We start from the raw sequence: 17177 nt of genomic DNA, 5'->3' as shown, positions 1-17177 counted from the left end.
AGCAGGAGAGTTCCATGTCCCCATCCCCCACTCCACACTCCCCCGCCCGCCGCGCCGCGCTCGGTCTGGCCGGCGCCGCCGTGATGCTGCTCGCGGGCTGCGCCGTCACCGCCCTGCCCGGCCAGTCGCTCTCGGTGCCGGCCGATGCCAAGTTCGCCGTGCTGCCGCTGAGCAACGCCACCGATTTGCCGCTGGTCGAGCGCAGGGCGCAGGCCATCACCGTCTCGCTGCTGCAGCAAAAGGGCTTGCGCGACGTGGTGGTCTATCCGCAGAAATCCACCGACAACCCGCTGGAGGCCGAGCCCGCGGTGACCACAGCGCAGGCGCTGGCCTGGGCCAAGCAGCAAGGTGCACGCTATGCGCTCTCCGGCACGGTCACCGAATGGCGTTACAAAACCGGGGTGGACAGCGAGCCCGCGGTGGGCATCACGCTGCAAGTCACCGACGTGCCAACAGGCCAGGTGATCTGGAGCGCCAGCGGCGGCCGCTCGGGCTGGGGCTATCAGGCGCTGGCCGCGGTCGGGCAGTCGCAGATCGAAGCGCTGCTGCGCGGCATCCGCGTGACGGCCTCGGTCGAAAAACCCGCCGCCAAGCCCTGACGCGCTCAGCGCCCAGCGCCTTTCTTACCGCCGCATGAAACTCGACAATCTCTCCACCCGCGTCAGCCGCCGCATGCGCAGCGAGTCGGCGCGCATGCGCTGGCAATGGCTGCGCTACTGGCGGCCGAATACGCAGTCGGGGCGGCTGATGGCGATGTTCGAAGCCGTGCTGCTGCCGGTGCTGGTGCTGTGGCTGGGCGCCAAGCTCAGACCGGATGATCCGCTGGGCGCTCACGCCGGTTTTCCCTGGGCCTGGTTCGGCCCCTGGCTGATCGCGGTGCGCTACGGCGCCGGGTATGGGCTGTTCGGCGTGGGGTTTTACGCGGCGTTCTGGAAGTTCTCCCCTGCGCTGTTCCATAACGCCCCCGCCGCGGAATTTCCGGCCGAGTTCTTTCTCGGCGGCATGCTGATGACCCTGATTCTGGGTGAGTTCGGCGCGGCCTTCCGTAACCGGCAGGTGCTGCACCGCGAAGTCACCAAAGACCTGACGGCGCGGCTGGAGCGCACCAAGCGCCGCCTGTTCGTCATCAAGGAAGCGCTGTCCACCTTGGAGCAGGAGCTCACCGACCGTCCCATGACCCTGCGCGACGCCCTGCTCGACCTGCGCCGCACCTTCACCTTCCAGGGCAACCGCCCGGCGCTGGCCGCCCCTGCAGCCACACCCGGCCTGCCGACGCCCGCGCCCCTGCCCGACCCGCGCGCCTTTCTGCAGCTGCTCAGCCAGTCGTGCCGCCTGGTCGAGGCGGGCATCTTTGTGCGCGAAATCGGCCCGCAGGGGCTGCAATGGCGGCTGGCCGCTTCACTGGGCCAAACCCTGCCCCCGCTCGATCCCGGCGAGGTGCTGATCAACCGCATTCTGGAAACGCATCAGTCGGTGCACATCGCCCAAGCGCATCTGAACGAAACCGACGGCAGCAACCCCTGGGTCTTCGCCGCCCCGCTGCGGCTCGACGAATACGACGAGGTCGATGCCCTGCTGGCGGTGCACACCATGCCCTTCATGTCGTTCGAGGAAAACAATCTGCAGCGCCTGCAGGTACTGTGCGCGTCCTATCTCGATTTCAGCCAGCTCGAACTCAGCGTGGAAGATGTGCGCTCGGCCTGGGTGCAGGCGCCCATCGGCCTGCAGCAAGAGTGGGCGCAGCTCAGCAACCTAGGGCAGAACTTCAAGCTGCGCAGCTACTGCGCAGTGTGGAGCGGGCAAGGCCGTGTGAGCGACGACGCGCTGGCCGAGTTCGCCGGTCTGCAGCCGGTGGAGAGCTCCACCTGGACGCTCAAGGGCCGGGGCGGCAAACCCGCGCTGATCGTGCTGCTGCCCTTGTTGAGTTCCGGCGGGCTGGCGAATTACCGCCGCGACATGGCGAGCCAGCTCGTGCAGATTCTCAGCCGCAGCAACCAGCGCCCCGATCAGGCCTTCGACCTGGATTTTCTCGAAGTCTCGGGCGCCCCCAGCTTCCTGGAGTTGCGCCGCCTGCTGAGCAGCGCCGCCGCGGAAACCAAGACCTCATGAATCCCCTGTTCTACAAGCTCGGCTCGCTCATCGTCCTGCTGGAGACGGTGGCGGCCTGGCTGCTGGTCAGCCGCGACGACACGGACCTGCTGCTGTTCTGGGCGGTGCATGGTGCTGCGGCCGTGCTGGTCGGGCTGCTGCTGTGGACGCTGCTGCCCGCCGAGCTGCGCAAACCCAAGCGGCTGTCACTCGCCCTTTTGACCTTGCTGGCGTTTTTCTTTCCGGTCGTCGGCGTGTTCGGCCTGCTGATCGCCGCGCGGCTGGCGCAGTGGCTGCCCATGCGCCACCAGGCCACCGAGCACCTGCGCGAAGCGCCATCGCTGCAGGTGTTCTCCGTCTCGCATATCGACGACGACCAGCGCCGCGACTTGCCCGCAGGCCAGACCGCGCGCATTGCCCGCGACCAGAGCCAGCCGCAGGCCCAGCGCATTCGCGCCGTGCTGGCGCTGCGCGAAATGTCGCCGCGCATGACCCTGCCGGTGCTGCGCAAGCTGCTGTCCGACCCCGATGAAGAAATCCGCTTGCTGGCCTACGGCATCAGCAATACTTGGGAGCAGCGGCTGACCGACAGTCTGCAGGACGCCCTGCGCGAAGTCGAAGTTGTGCGCCAGACCGCGCCCAGCGGAGCGGCACTGGCGCGTGCTGCGCAGCGCGTGGCCGAGTTGCAGATGGAGTTCATCTATCAGGGCCTGGCCCAGGGCGATCTGCGCGACTTCGCCTTGCAGCAGGCCTTGCACTACTGCACGATCGCCCGCGACGCGCTGCCACAAGACACCGGCCTGCAGATGATGTTCCTGCGCCTGTCTCTGGCCGCGGGCAAGACCGATGCGGCCCGCGAGGTGCTCGAACATCTCGCCTCGGAAGGCGCCAGCCCGACGCTGTGGCGCCCTTACGCCGCGGAGCTGGAATGGATCGAGCGGCGATTCGGCCGCATCACCGGCGTGCTGCAACCGCTGGGCACTCGGCAGGTGGCCCCCCGGCTGCGTCCCGTGGTGCGGGTCTGGCAGACCGAAACCCCGACTCGCAGCGAGCCGGTTATCTCCGACGCGCCCGCCGCGCAGCGCCCTGGAAGTAGGCCGCGCCCTGCCGAGCCCACCCCGGCGCCCGGCCCACTGAGCGATGCCGACCGCCTGCTGCTGAGCTGATCTTCTCCCTGCCCATGACGCAACCCGACTTCACCGACACGCAACCCGAGGGCCGCGAAGCCCCCTTTGAGATCGACGTCATGCTGCTGCTCGAAGGCACTTACCCCTATGTCTCGGGCGGCGTGTCGAGCTGGGTGCACCAGATCGTCAGCGGATTTCCGCACCTGCGCTTTCATCTGGTGTTTCTCGGCTCGCGCGAGGAAGACTATGGCAAGCCGCGCTACCAGATGCCGCCCAATGTGGTCGGGCTCACCCATCACTATCTGTTCAGCGACGCGGTGCTGCCCGCCGCGCGCGAAGAACGCGGCGACGCCGCGACCGCCGAACTGGTGGAAAACCTGCACACCCTGATTCGTGATGGCCAAGACGCCGCCAGCCGCGCCGAAGTGCTGCGCGCCAGCCTTGAGGCCATGCAGGACAAGCTCGATCTGCACTACTTTCTGCACTCGCATCAATCGTGGGGCTACCTCACCGCCCAGTACCAACTTCGCTGCACCGATCCGTCTTTCGTCGATTACTTCTGGACGGTGCGCACCATGCACACCCCCATCTGGACGCTGGCGACGCTGGCCCGCGAACTGCCACGCGCCCGCATCTATCACACCGTCTCCACCGGCTACGCCGGGTATCTGGGCGCGGTGCTCGCGCGGCTCTACAACAAGCCGCTGGTGCTGTCTGAGCACGGCATCTACACCAAGGAACGGCGCATCGACCTGTTCTCGGCCAACTGGATCAGCGACAACACCCCGGTGCTCGAACGTACCGCGGGCGAGGCCGGCTACTTCCGCCAGCTCTGGATTCGTCTGTTCGAGTCGCTGGGCCGCATGTGCTACGACGCCGCCGATCCCGTCATTGCGCTATACGAAACCAACCGCCTGCGACAGATCGCCGACGGCGCCAACCCCATCACCACCTGCTGCATCGCCAACGGCATCAACGTGCCGCCCTTCGCCGCGACCCGCGCCTTGCGCCCTGCTTCGCCCCCGCTGGTGATGTGCCTCATCGGCCGGGTGGTGCCGATCAAGGACATCAAGACCTTCATCCGCGCGGTGCGCGTGGCCAGCAACCGCCTGCCTGGGCTCGAAGGCTGGATCGCCGGGCCGGAGGACGAGCACCCGGAATATGCCCGCGAGTGCCACGATCTCGCCGAGAGTCTGCAACTGGGCGACACCCTCAAGTTCCTCGGCTTCCAGAAACTCACCGAGCTCATGCCCAAAATCGGGCTAGTGGTGCTGTCGTCCATCAGCGAGGCGCTGCCGCTGGTCATGCTCGAAGGCTATGCCGGGGGCGTGCCCTCGGTCACTACCGACGTGGGCTCGTGCCGTCAGCTCATCTACGGTCTGGGCGCGGAAGACGAAGCGCTGGGCGCCTCAGGCGCCGTGGTCGGCATCGCCGACGCGCAGGCGCTGGGCGAAGCCTGCGCCGAACTGCTGGGCGACACGGCCCGCTGGCAAGCCGCCAGCGCCGCAGGCATCGCCCGGGTCGAGCGCTACTACACCCAACCCATGATGTTCGACAACTACCGCGCGGTGTACGACGACGCCCTGCAACGCAGCGCCGCCCGCGACGCAGGGCTGAGCGATGAAGTCGGCGCAGTCGCCACCTGGCTGCGCGGCGAGCCGCCGCTGGACGAGCCGCCCCTCGCGGTCGATGCGGCTGCGCCCCAAACTGCACTGCACACCGAAAGAGAACCCGCCGCCGTCGCCGGGCCGCCTCAAGACGGCGGCAGCCCCCTCGGGGGGCAGAGAGGGCGCAGCCCGAACGTGGGGGCAACATAAATGGCCGGCATCGGTTTCGAACTGCGCAAGCTGCTGCGCTCCGAGTCCTACCTCGGGCTGCTGCGTGCCTATACCTATGCGTCCATCATCAGCTCCGGGCCGTGGGTGTTTTCCATCATCGGCCTCATCGCGGTGGGCGTGCTGTCGCTCGGCGTGGTCACGCCCGACACGCTCATCACCCAGTTCCAGGTGACGGTGACCTATCTCATCATGGCCTCGCTCATTCTCACCGGTGGGCTGCAACTGGGCTTCACCCGGTGGGTGGCCGACCGGCTGTTCGAGAAGCGCAAGGACGACATCGCTCCGGCCTATTTCGGGGTGGTGCTCGTGACCACGGCAGTAAGCGGCGCCTTGGGCTGGCTGGTGGCGCTGCTGGGGTTTGACGGCGTGGGCAATCTGTACCGAGTGCTCATCGTGGTCGGGCTCACGCTGCTGTCGAATCTGTGGATCACCACCGTGTTCCTCTCGGGCCTAAAGCAGTACCGCGCCATCGTCGGCCTGTATGCGCTGGGCTACGGCATCTCGGTGCTGCTGTCGTACTTCGCCCGCCCCTGGGGGCTCGACGGCCTGCTGCTCGGGTTTATCGGCGGGCAGTTTGTCATGTGGGTGCTGATGCTGTGGCTGGTGCTCCGCAACTTTCCCGTGGTTCGCCCCATCACGCTGGCCTGTTTCCGCCCGCGGCAGATGTATCTCTCGCTCATCGCGGGCGGGGTGCTTTACAACTTGGGCGTGTGGGCGGACAAGCTCACCTTCTGGTTCACCACCGGCACGTCCACCCCGGTCATCGGGCCGCTGCGCGCCTCGACCATCTACGACCTGCCCGTGTTTCTCGCCTATCTGTGCGTCATCCCGGGCATGGGCATTTTTCTGGTGAAGTTCGAGACCGACTTCGTCGAGTGGTACGACAAGTTCTACACCGCCGTGCGCGAAGGCGGCGCGCTGCAAGACATCGCCCGCTATCACGACGGCATGCAGGGCGTGGTGCGCGAAGGGCTCTATCAAATTCTCAAGGTACAGGCGCTCACGTTGTTAGCGGTCTACACCTTCGTGCCGGCGCTGTTTTCGTGGATCGGCATCAGCAGCCTCTACATCCCGCTGTTTCTGGTGCAGGCCGTGGCGGCGAGCTTTCAGGTGATGTTGCTGGCCGTGCTCAACGTGTTCTATTACCTCGACCGCAGGCGCGATGTGGTGGTCATCACCGCCACGCTCACCGTGCTGAATTTTGCGCTGAGCATGCTCTCCATCCACCTTGGCCCGGCCTTCTTCGGCTACGGCTTCGGCGTGGCCCTGCTCCTCACGCTGATGCTGGGCATGATGTTGCTGCAGCGCCTGTTCCGCAAGCTGGAGTATCAGACCTTCATGCTGCAGTAGTCTCCCGCGGGCCTGCAAACCGACTGTTTTGGGACTAGAGTTTGAAAGTAAACAAAACAGGAGACTCATCATGTTGGTCCAAAAGATCCATCATGTTGCCTACCGCTGCAAAGACGCGCTGCAGACCGCACGCTGGTACGAGCAGCATCTGGACATGAAACTGGTGCTGTGCATCGCCGAAGACACCGTGCCCTCCACAGGCGAAGCCGATCCCTACATGCACATCTTTCTCGACGCGGGCCAGGGCAATATCCTGGCCTTCTTCGAGCTGCCCACCCAGCCCGAGATGGGGCGCGACCCCAACACCCCCGTCTGGACCCAGCACCTCGCGCTGGAAGTCGGCTCGATGGACGAACTTCTCGCTGCCAAGCAGCGCCTGCAGAACGCCGGAATCGACGTGCTCGGCCCGACCGACCATGCGCTGTTCCAGTCCATCTACTTCTTCGACCCCAACGGCCACCGCCTGGAATTAGCGTGCAATACCGCCAGTCCCAAAATGCTGGCCGCACTCGATGCCGTGAAGTGGGACATGCTCGAAGAATGGAACCAGACCCGCAAAGCCCCGAAGCATGCCGCCTGGATGCACGACGGCCGCTACAAGGAGTTGTTCCAGTGAGGCTGGCCACGCTGAAAACTTCGGCCCCGGACGGCCGACTCGTCGTGGTCAACGACACCCTGACGCTCTGCCAGCCGGTGCCCGACATCGCCCCGACCCTGCAGGCCGCGCTCGACGACTGGGCGCGCTGCGCCCCGCTGCTACGCGATGCGGCGCTGGCCCTGCAAGCCGGAACAGCACGGCACACCCAGCCCTTCGAGGCTACCGCCTGCCACTCGCCCCTGCCCCGCGCCTTCCAATGGGCCGACGGTTCGGCCTACATCAACCATGTCGAGCTGGTGCGCAAGGCGCGCAAAGCCGAGGTGCCCGCCACCTTCTACACCGACCCGCTGATGTACCAAGGCGGCTCCGACAGCTTCATCGGCCCCTGCGACCCCATCGTGGCCAAGGAGAGCTGGGGCATCGACTTCGAGGCCGAGGTAGCCGTCATCACCGGGGAGGTGCCGCTGGGCGCCACGCCCGCGCAGGCGGCGCTGGCCATCCGCCTGGTGCTGCTGGTCAACGACGTGTCGCTGCGCCATCTCATTCCGGCGGAACTGGCCAAGGGCTTTGGCTTCTTCCAGAGCAAACCCGCGTCGGCATTCAGCCCGGTGGCGCTCACGCCCGACGAACTCGGCGCGGCGTGGCGCGACCACAAGCTGCATCTGCCCCTGCGGGTGGAGGTCAACGGCCAGCGCTTCGGTCACCCGAATGCCGGGGTGGACATGACCTTCGACTTCGCCCAACTCATCGTGCATGCGGCCAAGACCCGCCGCCTGGCTGCGGGCACGATCATCGGCTCGGGCACGGTGTCGAACAAGCAGGGCGGGCTGTGGGGCTCCAAGGTCGAGCACGGCGGCGTGGGCTATGCCTGCATCGCCGAGGTGCGCACCTACGAGGCCATCGAACAGGGCGAAGCCGTCACGCCCTTTCTGCGCGACGGCGATGGGGTAGAGATCAGCATGCACGATGACCGGGGTTTGAGCCTGTTCGGCAGCATCCGCAACCGCGTGCAGGCGCTGCCGGAATGAAGCTCTACACCTACTTTCGCAGTTCCGCGGCTTATCGGGTTCGCATTGCGCTGCACCTCAAGGGGCTGGCCTTCGAATCGGTGCCGGTGCATCTGCTGCGTGACGGCGGCCAGCAACACGCCGCTGGCTATGCCGCGATCAACCCCAACGAAACCGTGCCCACTCTGGACGATGACGGCCAGATCCTGAACCAGTCCCTGGCCATCATCGAGTACCTGGACGAGACCCACCCCAGCCCGCCGCTGCTGCCGGGATCGGCGGCAGACCGCGCGCGCATTCGCGCCATCGCCCAGACCATCGCCTGCGACATCCATCCCATCAACAATCTGCGCGTGCTGCAGCACCTCACCCGTACCTTCGATCTGAGCGAGGCGCAGAAAGCCGAGTGGTATTGCCACTGGGTCGAGCGCGGGCTCCAGGCCGTGGAGAAAATGCTCGCAAGCGACCCGCGCACCGGCCGCTTCAGCCACGGCGATACGCCCACCCTGGCCGACTGCTGCCTCGTTCCGCAGTTGTTCAATGCCCGCCGCTTTGGCTGCAGCCTGGCGGGACTGAGTACCGTTGAGCGCATCTGCGCAGAATGCGACGAGTTGGACGCCTTCGCGCGCGCCGCGCCTGCGCGTCAGCCCGACGCCGAATAGACCCTCCTGCCAGACCGCCTCAGACCGTTTCGGCGCTGACCTTTTCGTCCACCTCGCCGGGCAGCAGCGCCCCAGCCTCGATCTCCGGCAACGCGGCGGCTTGGTCGTAGAGCGGGGTGAAGTCGGGCGCCGTCGCATCGAACAATTGCTGGAAGTTGTCGATGATGAAATAGGTCGCCTGATACGAATCGATGCGATAGCGGCTGCGCAGCAGCCGCAGCAGATCAAAGCGCACGCGCCGCGCTTGCGGACTGTGCAGACTGTGTTCCACCTCGCCGCCCGATGACAGAATACCCGCACCATAAATCCGCAACCCTTGCGGTGTACGAATCAAGCCGAACTCCACCGTGTACCAGTACAGCCGCGCCAGAAACTGCAGCGCGTGCTGCCCCTGCGCCTTGAGCCCGCCCGCACCGAACGCCTGCATATAGTCGGCAAACCGGGGCTCGAACAACAGCGGCACATGGCCGAACAGATCGTGAAACAGATCGGGCTCGACGATGTAGTCGAACTCCTCTGGCTTGCGCAACCACACCGTCACCGGAAAGCGCCTCGCCGCCAGCAGGCTGAAAAACGCCGCTTCGGGAATCAGCCCCGGCACGGCCACGATTTCCCAGTCCGTCGCCGCTTTCAGACGGACGTTGATGTCGTCAAAACGCGGAATGCTGCTGCGCGCCTGCAGATGCGGCAAAGCCCGCACAAACTCCTCGCAAGCCCGCCCCGGCAACAGCGCCATCTGCCGCGCATAGAGCCGCGCGAACAACTCGTGCTCTTGCGGGGTGTAGCGCGCCCATTGCTGCGCGCAGGTGTAGTCGGCATCGCAATGCGCGTAGTCACCGCGCGGGGTGATGCTGGCTTCGCCGTAAGTCACCGGAACGCTGGACATGATCGCCCCCATCCTCAGGCGTTCTGCGTTTCCAGCACGCCGCGGCGCATCTGGTCGAGTTCGATGCTTTCGAACAGCGCCTTGAAGTTTCCCTCGCCGAAGCCCTGGTCGCCTTTGCGCTGGATGATCTCGAAAAAGATCGGGCCGATGACGGTCTGGGTGAAGATTTGCAGCAACAGGCGTTTTTCAGGTTGCGTCGTGCCGTCGAGCAGGATGCGATCGGCACGCAGACGCTCCACCGCTTCACCGTGGCCGGGCAGGCGTTTGTCGAGCAGTTCGTAGTACGTGTCGGGCGTGCCGAGAAACTCCACCCCGGCGCGACGCAGGCCTTCCACCGTGGCGTAGATGTCATCGGTGGCCAGCGCAATGTGCTGGATGCCTTCGCCGTGATAGCGGTCGAGATACTCCTGAATTTGTCCCGCTTTCTCCTGCCCCTCCTCGTTGATGGGGATGCGGATCTTGCCGCAGGGGCTGGTCATGGCCTTGCTCTTCACCCCGGTCACCTGGCCCTCGATGTCGAAGTAGCGGATTTCGCGGAAGTTGAACAGCCGGGTGTAGAAATCCGCCCATTCGCCCATGCGGCCGCGGTGCACGTTGTGGGTGAGGTGGTCGATGGTGGTCAGGCCAGCGCCCACGTGCTCCGCCGCAGCATCGTTCACTGGCTCGAAGTCCACGTCGTAAATCGAGATGTCGCCGATGCCGCCGTCGCGCCCATCCTTGCCGCGCCAGCGATCGACGAAGTAGATCAGGCTGTCGCCGATGCCCTTGATCGCCGGGATATTCAGCTCCATCGGGCCGCTGCGGCTGTCGAAGCCCCAGGCGCCCAGTTCCAGCGCGCGCTTGTAGGCGGCGTTGGCGTCGTGCACACGGAAGGCAATGGCGCAGATGCTGGGTCCGTGCAACCGGGCGAAGCGCTGCGCGAACGAGTCTGGCTCGGCGTTGACGATGAAGTTGATGCCGCCCTGGCGCCACAAGGTCACGTTCTTGTGACGATGGCGGGCCACCGCGCGAAAGCCGAGTTGGGCGAACAGGGCGCCGAGCTTTTCAGGCTCCGGCGCGGCATACTCGACAAACTCGAAGCCGTCGGTGCCCATGGGGTTCGAGGCGGAGGAGGTATTCAAGGTATTCATGCGGCTGTCTCCTTTTTTTGGAATGCACAAACTGTAGGCCAGCACTCGCGCAGGGTTTCAGCAAAACTCGCGCCATTTTGGCGTATTGCGGGAAAATCCTGCGCGCATTAGCCCGTACGATCCGATAAGCTGCACACATCCGCAACCCACTATCCAATCCGAGCGAAGGCCCGCCCATGAACCGCCCGCCCAGGAGCCGCGTATGGGACATCTCCCCGACCGTCTCGCCCTCCGCCCCGGTGTTTCCGGGCGACGAGCCGTTTTCTCTGGAGTGGACGGCGCGGCTCGGACCCGGCTGCCCGGTCAATCTCAGCGCTGTGCGGTTTTCGCCCCATGTCGGCGCACATGCGGACGCGCCGCTGCACTACGCGAACGGCGGCGCGAGCATCGACGCGGTAGGCCTTGCGCCGTATCTGGGCCCATGCCGGGTGATTCACGCTCTGAATTGCGGCGCCCTGATCGACATCGCCCATCTGCAACATGCCGCAGCAAACCTGCCCCCGCGCGTGTTGGTGCGCACTCGCCACCGCGCGCTGACGGTCTGGTCGGAGGAATTTGCTGCGTTCGCCCCCGCAACAGTGAGCTGGCTGGCCGCGCAAGGCGTGACCCTCATCGGGCTCGACACCCCGTCGGTCGATCCCGCAAGCAGCAAGACGCTGGACAGCCACGCCCAACTCTCGCGACATGAGCTGCGCGTGCTCGAAAACCTCGTGCTCGATGACGTTCCCGAAGGCGACTATGAACTGATCGCCCTCCCCCTGAAGTTGCAAGGCGCCTGCGCCTCGCCGGTGCGCGCCGTACTGCGCGAACTTTGATCTCACCCTCCTTCCTGTGCCTATGACAACGCTACAACGCCAAGACAGCCTCGCGCTCGACGCCGCCGATTCCCTCGCCCCGCTGCGCGAGCAATTCACCCTGCCCGACGGCGTCATCTACCTCGACGGCAATTCGCTCGGCGCCCTGCCCCGGGCAACCGCCGCGCGGGTGCAGACCGTGCTCACCGAGGAATGGGGCGAAGGCCTGATTCGCAGCTGGAACACGGCGGGCTGGATCGATCTGCCCCGACGCGTGGGCAACAAGATCGCCCGCCTCGTGGGCGCCGCGCCCGACGAACTGGTGGTGACCGACTCCACCTCCATCAATCTGTACAAAGTGCTCAGCGCCGCGCTGGCCATCGCCCGCGCCGATGCGCCGCAGCGCCGCGTCATCGTTTCCGAGCGGGAAAATTTTCCGACCGATCTCTATATGGCCCAGTCGCTCGCCGCGCAGCACGGCATGCAGCTCGAACTCGTGGAGCAGGGGCAGGCCCTCGGCCGCCTGCGCGACGACGTGGCCGTGCTCCTGCTCACGCAGGTGAACTATCGCAGCGGTGCGCTGTACGACATGGCCACTGTCACCGCAGCGGCCCATGCGGCGGGTGCATTGACCGTGTGGGATCTGGCGCATTCCGCCGGGGCGGTGCCGGTCGATCTCAACGGCGCGCAAGCCGATTTCGCCATCGGCTGCGGCTACAAATACCTCAACGGCGGCCCGGGTGCGCCCGCCTTTGTCTGGGTGCATGCGCGCCATGTCAACCGGGTGGAGCAGCCGCTGTCGGGCTGGCACGGCCACGCGGCGCCCTTCGTTTTCACCCCCGACTACCGGCCCGCTCAGGGCATTGCGCGTTACCTCTGCGGCACGCCGACCTTGCTCTCGCTAGCCGCGCTCGATTGCGGCGTGGACACGCTGCTCGCCGCCGAGCCCATGGGCGGCATGCAGGCGCTGCGTCGCAAGTCTGTGGCGCTCAGCGACCTGCTCATCCGCCTCGTTCACGAGCAACTGAGCGCGCACCCGCTCAGCGTCGCCACCCCGCTCGACGCCGCCCGGCGCGGCAGTCAGGTCTCGCTGACCTTCGACGGCGACGGCTACGCCGTGATGCAGGCCCTGATCGCCCGCGGGGTGATCGGCGACTTCCGCGCCGGAGACAAAACCCGGGGCGACCCCGACCTGCTGCGCTTTGGCTTCACTCCCCTTTACCTGCGCTACGTCGATGTGTTCGACGCCGTGCAGACGCTGCACGAAGTACTCGACAGCGGCGTCTGGCGAGAAGCGCGATTCGCCCGCAAGGGAGCAGTGACATGAGCGCCGCTCAGCCAGCAGCCAGAGGCGAGGAGATCGTGCGCGAGGAAGGCGCGCAACTCGATTTTTCGCAGTCGATGAGCTATGGCGACTACCTGCATCTCGACGAGCTACTCGGCGCGCAGCATCCGCTCTCGCCCACGCACAACGAGATGCTGTTCATCATTCAGCACCAGACCAGCGAACTCTGGATGAAGCTGATGCTGCATGAGCTGCACGCCGCGCTCGATTGCGTGCGCGCCGACGCGCTGCAGCCGGCGTTCAAGATGCTGTCGCGCGTGTCACGCATCATGGAGCAACTCGTCCACGCCTGGGACGTTCTCGCCACCATGACGCCCAGCGAATACACCGCGCTGCGGCCGTATCTGGCCAGTTCCAGCGGTTTTCAAAGCTGGCAATATCGATGCATCGAATTCCGGCTGGGCAACAAAAATGCGGCCATGCTGCGCCCGCATGCCCACCGGCCGGACCACCTCGCCACGGTAGAGGCCGCCTGGCGCGCGCCTAGCCTATACGACGAAGCCCTGCGCCTGCTCGCCCGCCGCGGCCTGCCCATTCCCCAGACCCACCTCGATCGCGACTGGGCGCAACCGTATTCCGCCCACGCAGAAGTGGAGCAAGCCTGGCTGACGGTATACCGCTCGCCCGAAGATCACTGGGACCTGTACCAGCTCGGCGAAGAACTGGTCGATCTCGAAGATGCGTTTCGCCTCTGGCGCTTCCGCCACGTCACCACCGTCGAACGCGTCATCGGCTTCAAGCGTGGCACCGGCGGCACCGGCGGCGTGCCTTATTTGCGCAAGATGCTCGACACCGTGCTGTTTCCCGAATTGTGGACTCTGCGCACCGATCTGTGAGCCCGCCCGTCATGCGCAAACCCCCGACTGAAGACATCGACCGCATCGACCGCAAGCTGCTGGCCCTGCTGCAGACCGATGCACGACTGACGCAGGAAAAGCTGGCCGAGCAGATCGGGCTTTCCGCCTCGGCCGTTCAGCGACGCATCCGGCGGCTGGAGCAGATCGGGGTCATCGAGGGCTATCGCGCCATCGTCAGCCCGCGCGCACTCGGCCTCAGCCTGAGCGCCCTGCTCAGTGTCCGCCTGGAAAAACACCGTGCCAGCAACCAGCGTTCGCCGCAAGACCTTTTTCGCGCCGCCGTTCAAGGCTGGCCCGAGGTGGTGGAATGCCTGGCGATGACCGGCGAGATGGACTACCTGCTGCGCGTGCATGTGCAAGACATGGAGCACTACGCCCACTTCGTGCTCGAAACCCTGCTCAAACACGAAAGCGTCGAAGACGTGAAATCCAGCTTCGTGCTCACCGAGGTCAAGCCCTTCACCGGCATTTCAGTCTGATTGTCTACGTGAGCCGCTCATGAGAAAACGCAGGGCCGCCCCAAGTTTTCTTGTCCACCTCGCGGCTTGCAAGCCGCTCGGATTCGACTCCGTCCAAGCCGCCGCAGGGCAGCTTGGAGCCGCGGGCCTCATCCCCCTCGGGGGGCCTGGCGCGAACGCGGCAGGTCTGGGGGCGCTCTCAGCAATCAGACCTGCCGGGCATAGCTGCCGAGCAAGGCCTGCTCCAGTGCCGCGGTTTTGCGCTCGAACTGGGAAGACGCGATGAGCGAGCGCTCGATCAGCCCCGCACGCACGGCAGTGGCGTACTGATCTCGCAGCGCGTCGAACGGCCAGTAAAGCACCTGCCGACTGACCGCATGGACCGACCCTACCCAGCCTTCGGACAGAGCCAGCCACGGCGCAGACGCCGCAGACGCGCACACCGAGTCGTGCTGCGCTGCAGCAAACGACGTCACCATGAATGGCGCTCCGTTTGGTTTCGCGCCACATCGGCCCAGGTCCAATCTTGGGTATGAGAGCCGCGCATTTCCAACTCGCGCACGCGGCGTTCGAAGTCACAGGCGTCGACGGATTGGGCAAGATAGTGTTCGTCCGCGCTCTGGTGCGTCTCGATGCTGGACAGGAGTGTGTCGAGAAAATGCTTGAAGTGATTCATGATGAGGTGCGGGTGATTCCTTGTGGGAACAGCCGCAAAAGAATAAGGGATAACCCTGATCTTAGCCTGCTTGCCAACAAGCTGCGCGATCAGGGCTATTGCATGTTGCGTTGCAGCATCACTGCACCCTTCCCGCAGTACTCTTCCCATCAGAACGCGGTGAATCCTCCTTCGCTGGCCAGCGAACCCGTGCCCGGCATCTCCTGTGCGCCTTGCCGCTTGCGCTCTGCACGCGACAGCACGACGGGAACGCGCTCGCCATTCAGGCGGAACTGCACCATGGCTTTTTCGAGAAACTTCGCCTGCTCGCTCAAGTCTTCCGCCGTCGCGGCCAGTTCTTCTGAAGCCGAGGCGTTGTGCTGGGTCACCGTGTTGAGTTGCGCGACGGCCTGAGAGATTTGCTGGTCGGTTCTACGGATGGATTTGGATGCCCTCGTCCAGTTCACCGTAAAGGATCACGCCGGAATGATGATCAGCCGACGCACCCGGCGCAGCGCAAGCGCTCAGACAAAGACAGGCCAGCGTGAGCCAGATCAAAAGTCTCATGAGTCGGTTCCTTTTCATCGCCCATTGCGCACGGAGCGGTTTCCACCTCGAGGGGGCAGCCCAGCAATAAAGCCAGGCGCCCCTTAGAATACGGGTTAACCCTAGACTTACATCGGTGCCATCATGGGCTTAGTGAAACAAATTCTCAATTTCCTCTTCGGCTCAAACGGCAGCTCTGCCGAAACGATCCGACTTTTTGCCGTGCGTACCACCAGCCTGAATGAGCTAGAGCACATGCTGCGCGACCGTCGCGCTCTTCATCGGCATTGACGCGGCGATCATCCTGCGCGCAAGGCGCAGCCCTGCCGCCTTCACTCCACCAGTTTTTCCAGCTTGGCTTTATCGAAATGCTCGGTACGCAGCGCCTCGGGCGGACAGGTTTCGGCCGGGCAAACGCCGTGACGCTCAAGCGCTTGCCAGAGCAGCGCGACCTGATGTTCGAGCTGCGCGGCATGGTCGATCAGCCCGAGCACCGCGCGTGATTGCGGGTCGTCGCCGTTCTGAGTGACGGCATAGGCGGAAAACCCCATGCGCGCTGCCGTGGCCTCGCGCTGCTGATCCACTTCTTTCTGGAGGATGCGCGCGGGGTTGCCCACAGCGGTCGCCCCGGCTGGAACCGCCTTGACGACCACCGCGTTCGAGCCGATGCGCGCGCCCTCGCCCACGGTGAAGCCGCCGAGCACTTGCGCCCCGGCGCCGACCACCACGCCCGCTTCCAGAGTGGGGTGCCGTTTCGCGCCCTTATAGAGCGAGGTGCCGCCCAGCGTCACGCCTTGGTAGATGGTGCAGTCGTCGCCGATTTCCGCCGTTTCACCGATGACCACGCCCATGCCGTGGTCGATGAACACGCGCCGACCAATGGTGGCGCCGGGATGAATCTCGATGCCGGTGAGCCAGCGCCCCCAATGCGAAATCCACCGCCCGAGCCAGTGCCAGCCGCGCTTCCAGCAGGCATGCGCCATGCTGTGAAACAGCAAGGCGTGCAGGCCCGGATAACAGGTGACAACCTCCCAGGTCGAACGCGCGGCAGGGTCGCGCTCCAAGATGATCTGGATGGTCTCACGCAATCGTTGCAGCATGGATCGGTCGCTTTACAGCTAGTGAAGGGAAAGGTCAGTGTATTGAACCCTGATTTTCCATGCGGCGGCATCAGCCCTTCGGCACTTTGCGCAGTACGGCGGTGCACACCCCGCGCAAAATCTGCACCTCGTCGTGCGTGAGTTCTGCTCGCGAAGCCAGACGCTGCAACCTCGGCAGCAGTTTGCGCGGCGCGTTGGGGTCGAGCACTTCCAAGGCCAGCAAAGCCTGCTCGACATGCGCCAGCATCCCCTGCACCTCTCCCGCCGTCGCCGCGACGCTTTCGGCCTGCGCAGGCCGCACCGCACCGCCACCGACGATCTGTGCGTGCTGATCTACAACGACAAGCACTGGCGCCGTTTCGTCGAGATCATCGACCGGCCGGACCTGCTCACGGATCCGCGCTTTGCCACGCTCGGCGCACGCTCGTCCAATCTGGAAGACTATTTCGCTCTTATCGATGCAGAGTTGATGCGCCGGCCGGCGTCGGAATGGTGCGCGCTTTTCGAGGCCGCCGAGATTCCGGTGGCGCCGATGCAGAGCGTCGACGACGTGATGACGGACGCTCACCTCGCCGATGTCGGCTTCTGGTCGACGCTGGAAACCGCCGACGGGCGCCAGAGGCTGCCCAACCCTCCCGTGAAGTTTTCGCGAACGCCCGGCCGCATCGGCGGGCCGGCGCCTGCCCTCGGCGAACACACGCATGAAATTCTGAGCGAGCTCGGTTTCGGAACGGCC

20 protein-coding genes are annotated in these 17177 nt (G+C 65.3%); 13 read left to right on the top strand and 7 right to left on the bottom strand.

Features of this window, described 5'->3' with window-relative positions:
* The first annotated feature begins 14 nt into the window (after positions 1-14).
* From ABT24_RS00555 to maiA, 8 genes are all read left to right on the top strand, one after another.
* Positions 15-599, top strand: a complete 585-nt coding sequence (locus tag ABT24_RS00555) for an LpoB-related protein (protein ID WP_276727332.1) — start codon at positions 15-17, stop codon at positions 597-599.
* A 34-nt stretch (positions 600-633) separates the two neighbouring features.
* Positions 634-2109, top strand: coding sequence for a hypothetical protein (locus tag ABT24_RS00550; RefSeq protein ID WP_276727335.1), 1476 nt, complete (start codon positions 634-636; stop codon positions 2107-2109).
* On the top strand, positions 2106-3254 hold the full coding sequence (locus ABT24_RS00545; protein ID WP_276727338.1) for a HEAT repeat domain-containing protein: 1149 nt from the start codon (positions 2106-2108) through the stop codon (positions 3252-3254). The genes ABT24_RS00550 and ABT24_RS00545 overlap by 4 nt, the downstream gene beginning before the upstream one ends.
* 14 nt (positions 3255-3268) lie before the next feature.
* Entirely contained in the window at positions 3269-5032 is a 1764-nt protein-coding gene (pelF, locus tag ABT24_RS00540) for a GT4 family glycosyltransferase PelF (protein ID WP_286737284.1), read from the top strand.
* Complete coding sequence (gene pelG / locus ABT24_RS00535; RefSeq protein ID WP_013122709.1) at positions 5033-6403, top strand: exopolysaccharide Pel transporter PelG; 1371 nt, start codon at positions 5033-5035, stop codon at positions 6401-6403.
* 70 nt (positions 6404-6473) lie between these two features.
* On the top strand, positions 6474-7019 hold the full coding sequence (locus tag ABT24_RS00530) for a VOC family protein (RefSeq protein ID WP_276727345.1): 546 nt from the start codon (positions 6474-6476) through the stop codon (positions 7017-7019).
* Positions 7016-8029, top strand: coding sequence for a fumarylacetoacetate hydrolase family protein (locus ABT24_RS00525; protein WP_276727348.1), 1014 nt, complete (start codon positions 7016-7018; stop codon positions 8027-8029). The genes ABT24_RS00530 and ABT24_RS00525 overlap by 4 nt, the downstream gene beginning before the upstream one ends.
* On the top strand, positions 8026-8670 hold the full coding sequence (gene maiA / locus ABT24_RS00520) for a maleylacetoacetate isomerase (RefSeq protein WP_013122706.1): 645 nt from the start codon (positions 8026-8028) through the stop codon (positions 8668-8670). Before ABT24_RS00525 ends, maiA begins: the two co-directional genes overlap by 4 nt.
* A 19-nt stretch (positions 8671-8689) precedes the next feature.
* On the opposite strand, the gene phhA is transcribed toward maiA, so the two are convergent.
* On the bottom strand, positions 8690-9556 hold the full coding sequence (gene phhA / locus ABT24_RS00515) for a phenylalanine 4-monooxygenase (protein WP_276727352.1): 867 nt from the start codon (positions 9554-9556) through the stop codon (positions 8690-8692).
* Between the two features lie 14 nt (positions 9557-9570).
* Positions 9571-10686 (bottom strand): 4-hydroxyphenylpyruvate dioxygenase, encoded by a 1116-nt coding sequence (gene hppD / locus ABT24_RS00510; RefSeq protein WP_276727354.1) that lies wholly within the window; start codon positions 10684-10686, stop codon positions 9571-9573.
* Between the two features lie 176 nt (positions 10687-10862).
* Between hppD and kynB the strand changes: the two genes are divergently transcribed.
* The 4 genes from kynB to ABT24_RS00490 are packed head-to-tail and all read left to right on the top strand — an operon-like array spanning position 10863 to position 14161.
* Positions 10863-11501: an arylformamidase gene (kynB, locus tag ABT24_RS00505; RefSeq protein WP_276727357.1), complete on the top strand. Its 639-nt coding sequence runs from the start codon at positions 10863-10865 to the stop codon at positions 11499-11501.
* 22 nt (positions 11502-11523) lie between these two features.
* Positions 11524-12807 (top strand): kynureninase, encoded by a 1284-nt coding sequence (gene kynU, locus ABT24_RS00500; RefSeq protein WP_276727361.1) that lies wholly within the window; start codon positions 11524-11526, stop codon positions 12805-12807.
* Positions 12804-13661: a tryptophan 2,3-dioxygenase gene (kynA, locus tag ABT24_RS00495; RefSeq protein ID WP_276727364.1), complete on the top strand. Its 858-nt coding sequence runs from the start codon at positions 12804-12806 to the stop codon at positions 13659-13661. Before kynU ends, kynA begins: the two co-directional genes overlap by 4 nt.
* 11 nt (positions 13662-13672) lie before the next feature.
* On the top strand, positions 13673-14161 hold the full coding sequence (locus tag ABT24_RS00490) for an Lrp/AsnC family transcriptional regulator (RefSeq protein WP_013105293.1): 489 nt from the start codon (positions 13673-13675) through the stop codon (positions 14159-14161).
* Positions 14162-14346: 185 nt separating this feature from the next.
* Here ABT24_RS00490 and ABT24_RS00485 read toward each other — a convergent pair whose 3' ends face one another.
* The 5 genes from ABT24_RS00485 to ABT24_RS00465 form a co-directional block, all read right to left on the bottom strand.
* Positions 14347-14619: a hypothetical protein gene (locus tag ABT24_RS00485; protein ID WP_276727367.1), complete on the bottom strand. Its 273-nt coding sequence runs from the start codon at positions 14617-14619 to the stop codon at positions 14347-14349.
* Complete coding sequence (locus ABT24_RS00480; RefSeq protein ID WP_276727370.1) at positions 14613-14816, bottom strand: DUF3563 family protein; 204 nt, start codon at positions 14814-14816, stop codon at positions 14613-14615. The genes ABT24_RS00485 and ABT24_RS00480 overlap by 7 nt, the downstream gene beginning before the upstream one ends.
* Positions 14817-14965: 149 nt before the next feature.
* A complete protein-coding gene (locus ABT24_RS00475) occupies positions 14966-15184 on the bottom strand; it encodes a hypothetical protein (protein ID WP_502689006.1) in 219 nt (72 codons plus the stop codon).
* A 489-nt stretch (positions 15185-15673) separates the two neighbouring features.
* A complete protein-coding gene (cysE, locus tag ABT24_RS00470; protein WP_013105289.1) occupies positions 15674-16441 on the bottom strand; it encodes a serine O-acetyltransferase in 768 nt (255 codons plus the stop codon).
* Positions 16442-16511: 70 nt separating this feature from the next.
* Positions 16512-16688, bottom strand: a complete 177-nt coding sequence (locus ABT24_RS00465; RefSeq protein WP_286737283.1) for a hypothetical protein — start codon at positions 16686-16688, stop codon at positions 16512-16514.
* On the opposite strand from ABT24_RS00465, the gene ABT24_RS00460 reads away from it, so the two are divergent.
* A partial coding sequence (locus tag ABT24_RS00460; RefSeq protein ID WP_286737282.1) for a CoA transferase occupies positions 16677-17177 on the top strand: 501 nt, incomplete at its 3' end. The two genes, ABT24_RS00465 and ABT24_RS00460, sit on opposite strands and share 12 nt — an antisense overlap.

The sequence above is a fragment of the Thiomonas sp. SCN 64-16 genome, from assembly GCF_001725585.1.
GTDB classification, from domain to species: domain Bacteria; phylum Pseudomonadota; class Gammaproteobacteria; order Burkholderiales; family Burkholderiaceae_C; genus Thiomonas; species Thiomonas arsenitoxydans.
The sequence above is the reverse complement of the archived record's forward strand: the minus strand, read 5'-3'. Positions and strand labels throughout refer to the sequence as shown.

What these genes read in the sequence shown, in the direction of transcription:
- ABT24_RS00555 (WP_276727332.1), top strand. Translation starts at nt 15, where the DNA reads ATGTCCCCATCCCCCACTCCACACTCCCCCGCCCGCCGCGCCGCGCTC.
- ABT24_RS00550 (WP_276727335.1), top strand. Translation starts at nt 634, where the DNA reads ATGAAACTCGACAATCTCTCCACCCGCGTCAGCCGCCGCATGCGCAGC.
- ABT24_RS00545 (WP_276727338.1), top strand. Translation starts at nt 2,106, where the DNA reads ATGAATCCCCTGTTCTACAAGCTCGGCTCGCTCATCGTCCTGCTGGAG.
- pelF (WP_286737284.1), top strand. Translation starts at nt 3,269, where the DNA reads ATGACGCAACCCGACTTCACCGACACGCAACCCGAGGGCCGCGAAGCC.
- pelG (WP_013122709.1), top strand. Translation starts at nt 5,033, where the DNA reads ATGGCCGGCATCGGTTTCGAACTGCGCAAGCTGCTGCGCTCCGAGTCC.
- ABT24_RS00530 (WP_276727345.1), top strand. Translation starts at nt 6,474, where the DNA reads ATGTTGGTCCAAAAGATCCATCATGTTGCCTACCGCTGCAAAGACGCG.
- maiA (WP_013122706.1), top strand. Translation starts at nt 8,026, where the DNA reads ATGAAGCTCTACACCTACTTTCGCAGTTCCGCGGCTTATCGGGTTCGC.
- phhA (WP_276727352.1), bottom strand. Translation starts at nt 9,556, where the DNA reads ATGTCCAGCGTTCCGGTGACTTACGGCGAAGCCAGCATCACCCCGCGC.
- hppD (WP_276727354.1), bottom strand. Translation starts at nt 10,686, where the DNA reads ATGAATACCTTGAATACCTCCTCCGCCTCGAACCCCATGGGCACCGAC.
- kynB (WP_276727357.1), top strand. Translation starts at nt 10,863, where the DNA reads ATGAACCGCCCGCCCAGGAGCCGCGTATGGGACATCTCCCCGACCGTC.
- kynU (WP_276727361.1), top strand. Translation starts at nt 11,524, where the DNA reads ATGACAACGCTACAACGCCAAGACAGCCTCGCGCTCGACGCCGCCGAT.
- kynA (WP_276727364.1), top strand. Translation starts at nt 12,804, where the DNA reads ATGAGCGCCGCTCAGCCAGCAGCCAGAGGCGAGGAGATCGTGCGCGAG.
- ABT24_RS00490 (WP_013105293.1), top strand. Translation starts at nt 13,673, where the DNA reads ATGCGCAAACCCCCGACTGAAGACATCGACCGCATCGACCGCAAGCTG.
- ABT24_RS00485 (WP_276727367.1), bottom strand. Translation starts at nt 14,619, where the DNA reads ATGGTGACGTCGTTTGCTGCAGCGCAGCACGACTCGGTGTGCGCGTCT.
- ABT24_RS00480 (WP_276727370.1), bottom strand. Translation starts at nt 14,816, where the DNA reads ATGAATCACTTCAAGCATTTTCTCGACACACTCCTGTCCAGCATCGAG.
- cysE (WP_013105289.1), bottom strand. Translation starts at nt 16,441, where the DNA reads ATGCTGCAACGATTGCGTGAGACCATCCAGATCATCTTGGAGCGCGAC.
- ABT24_RS00465 (WP_286737283.1), bottom strand. Translation starts at nt 16,688, where the DNA reads ATGCTGGCGCATGTCGAGCAGGCTTTGCTGGCCTTGGAAGTGCTCGAC.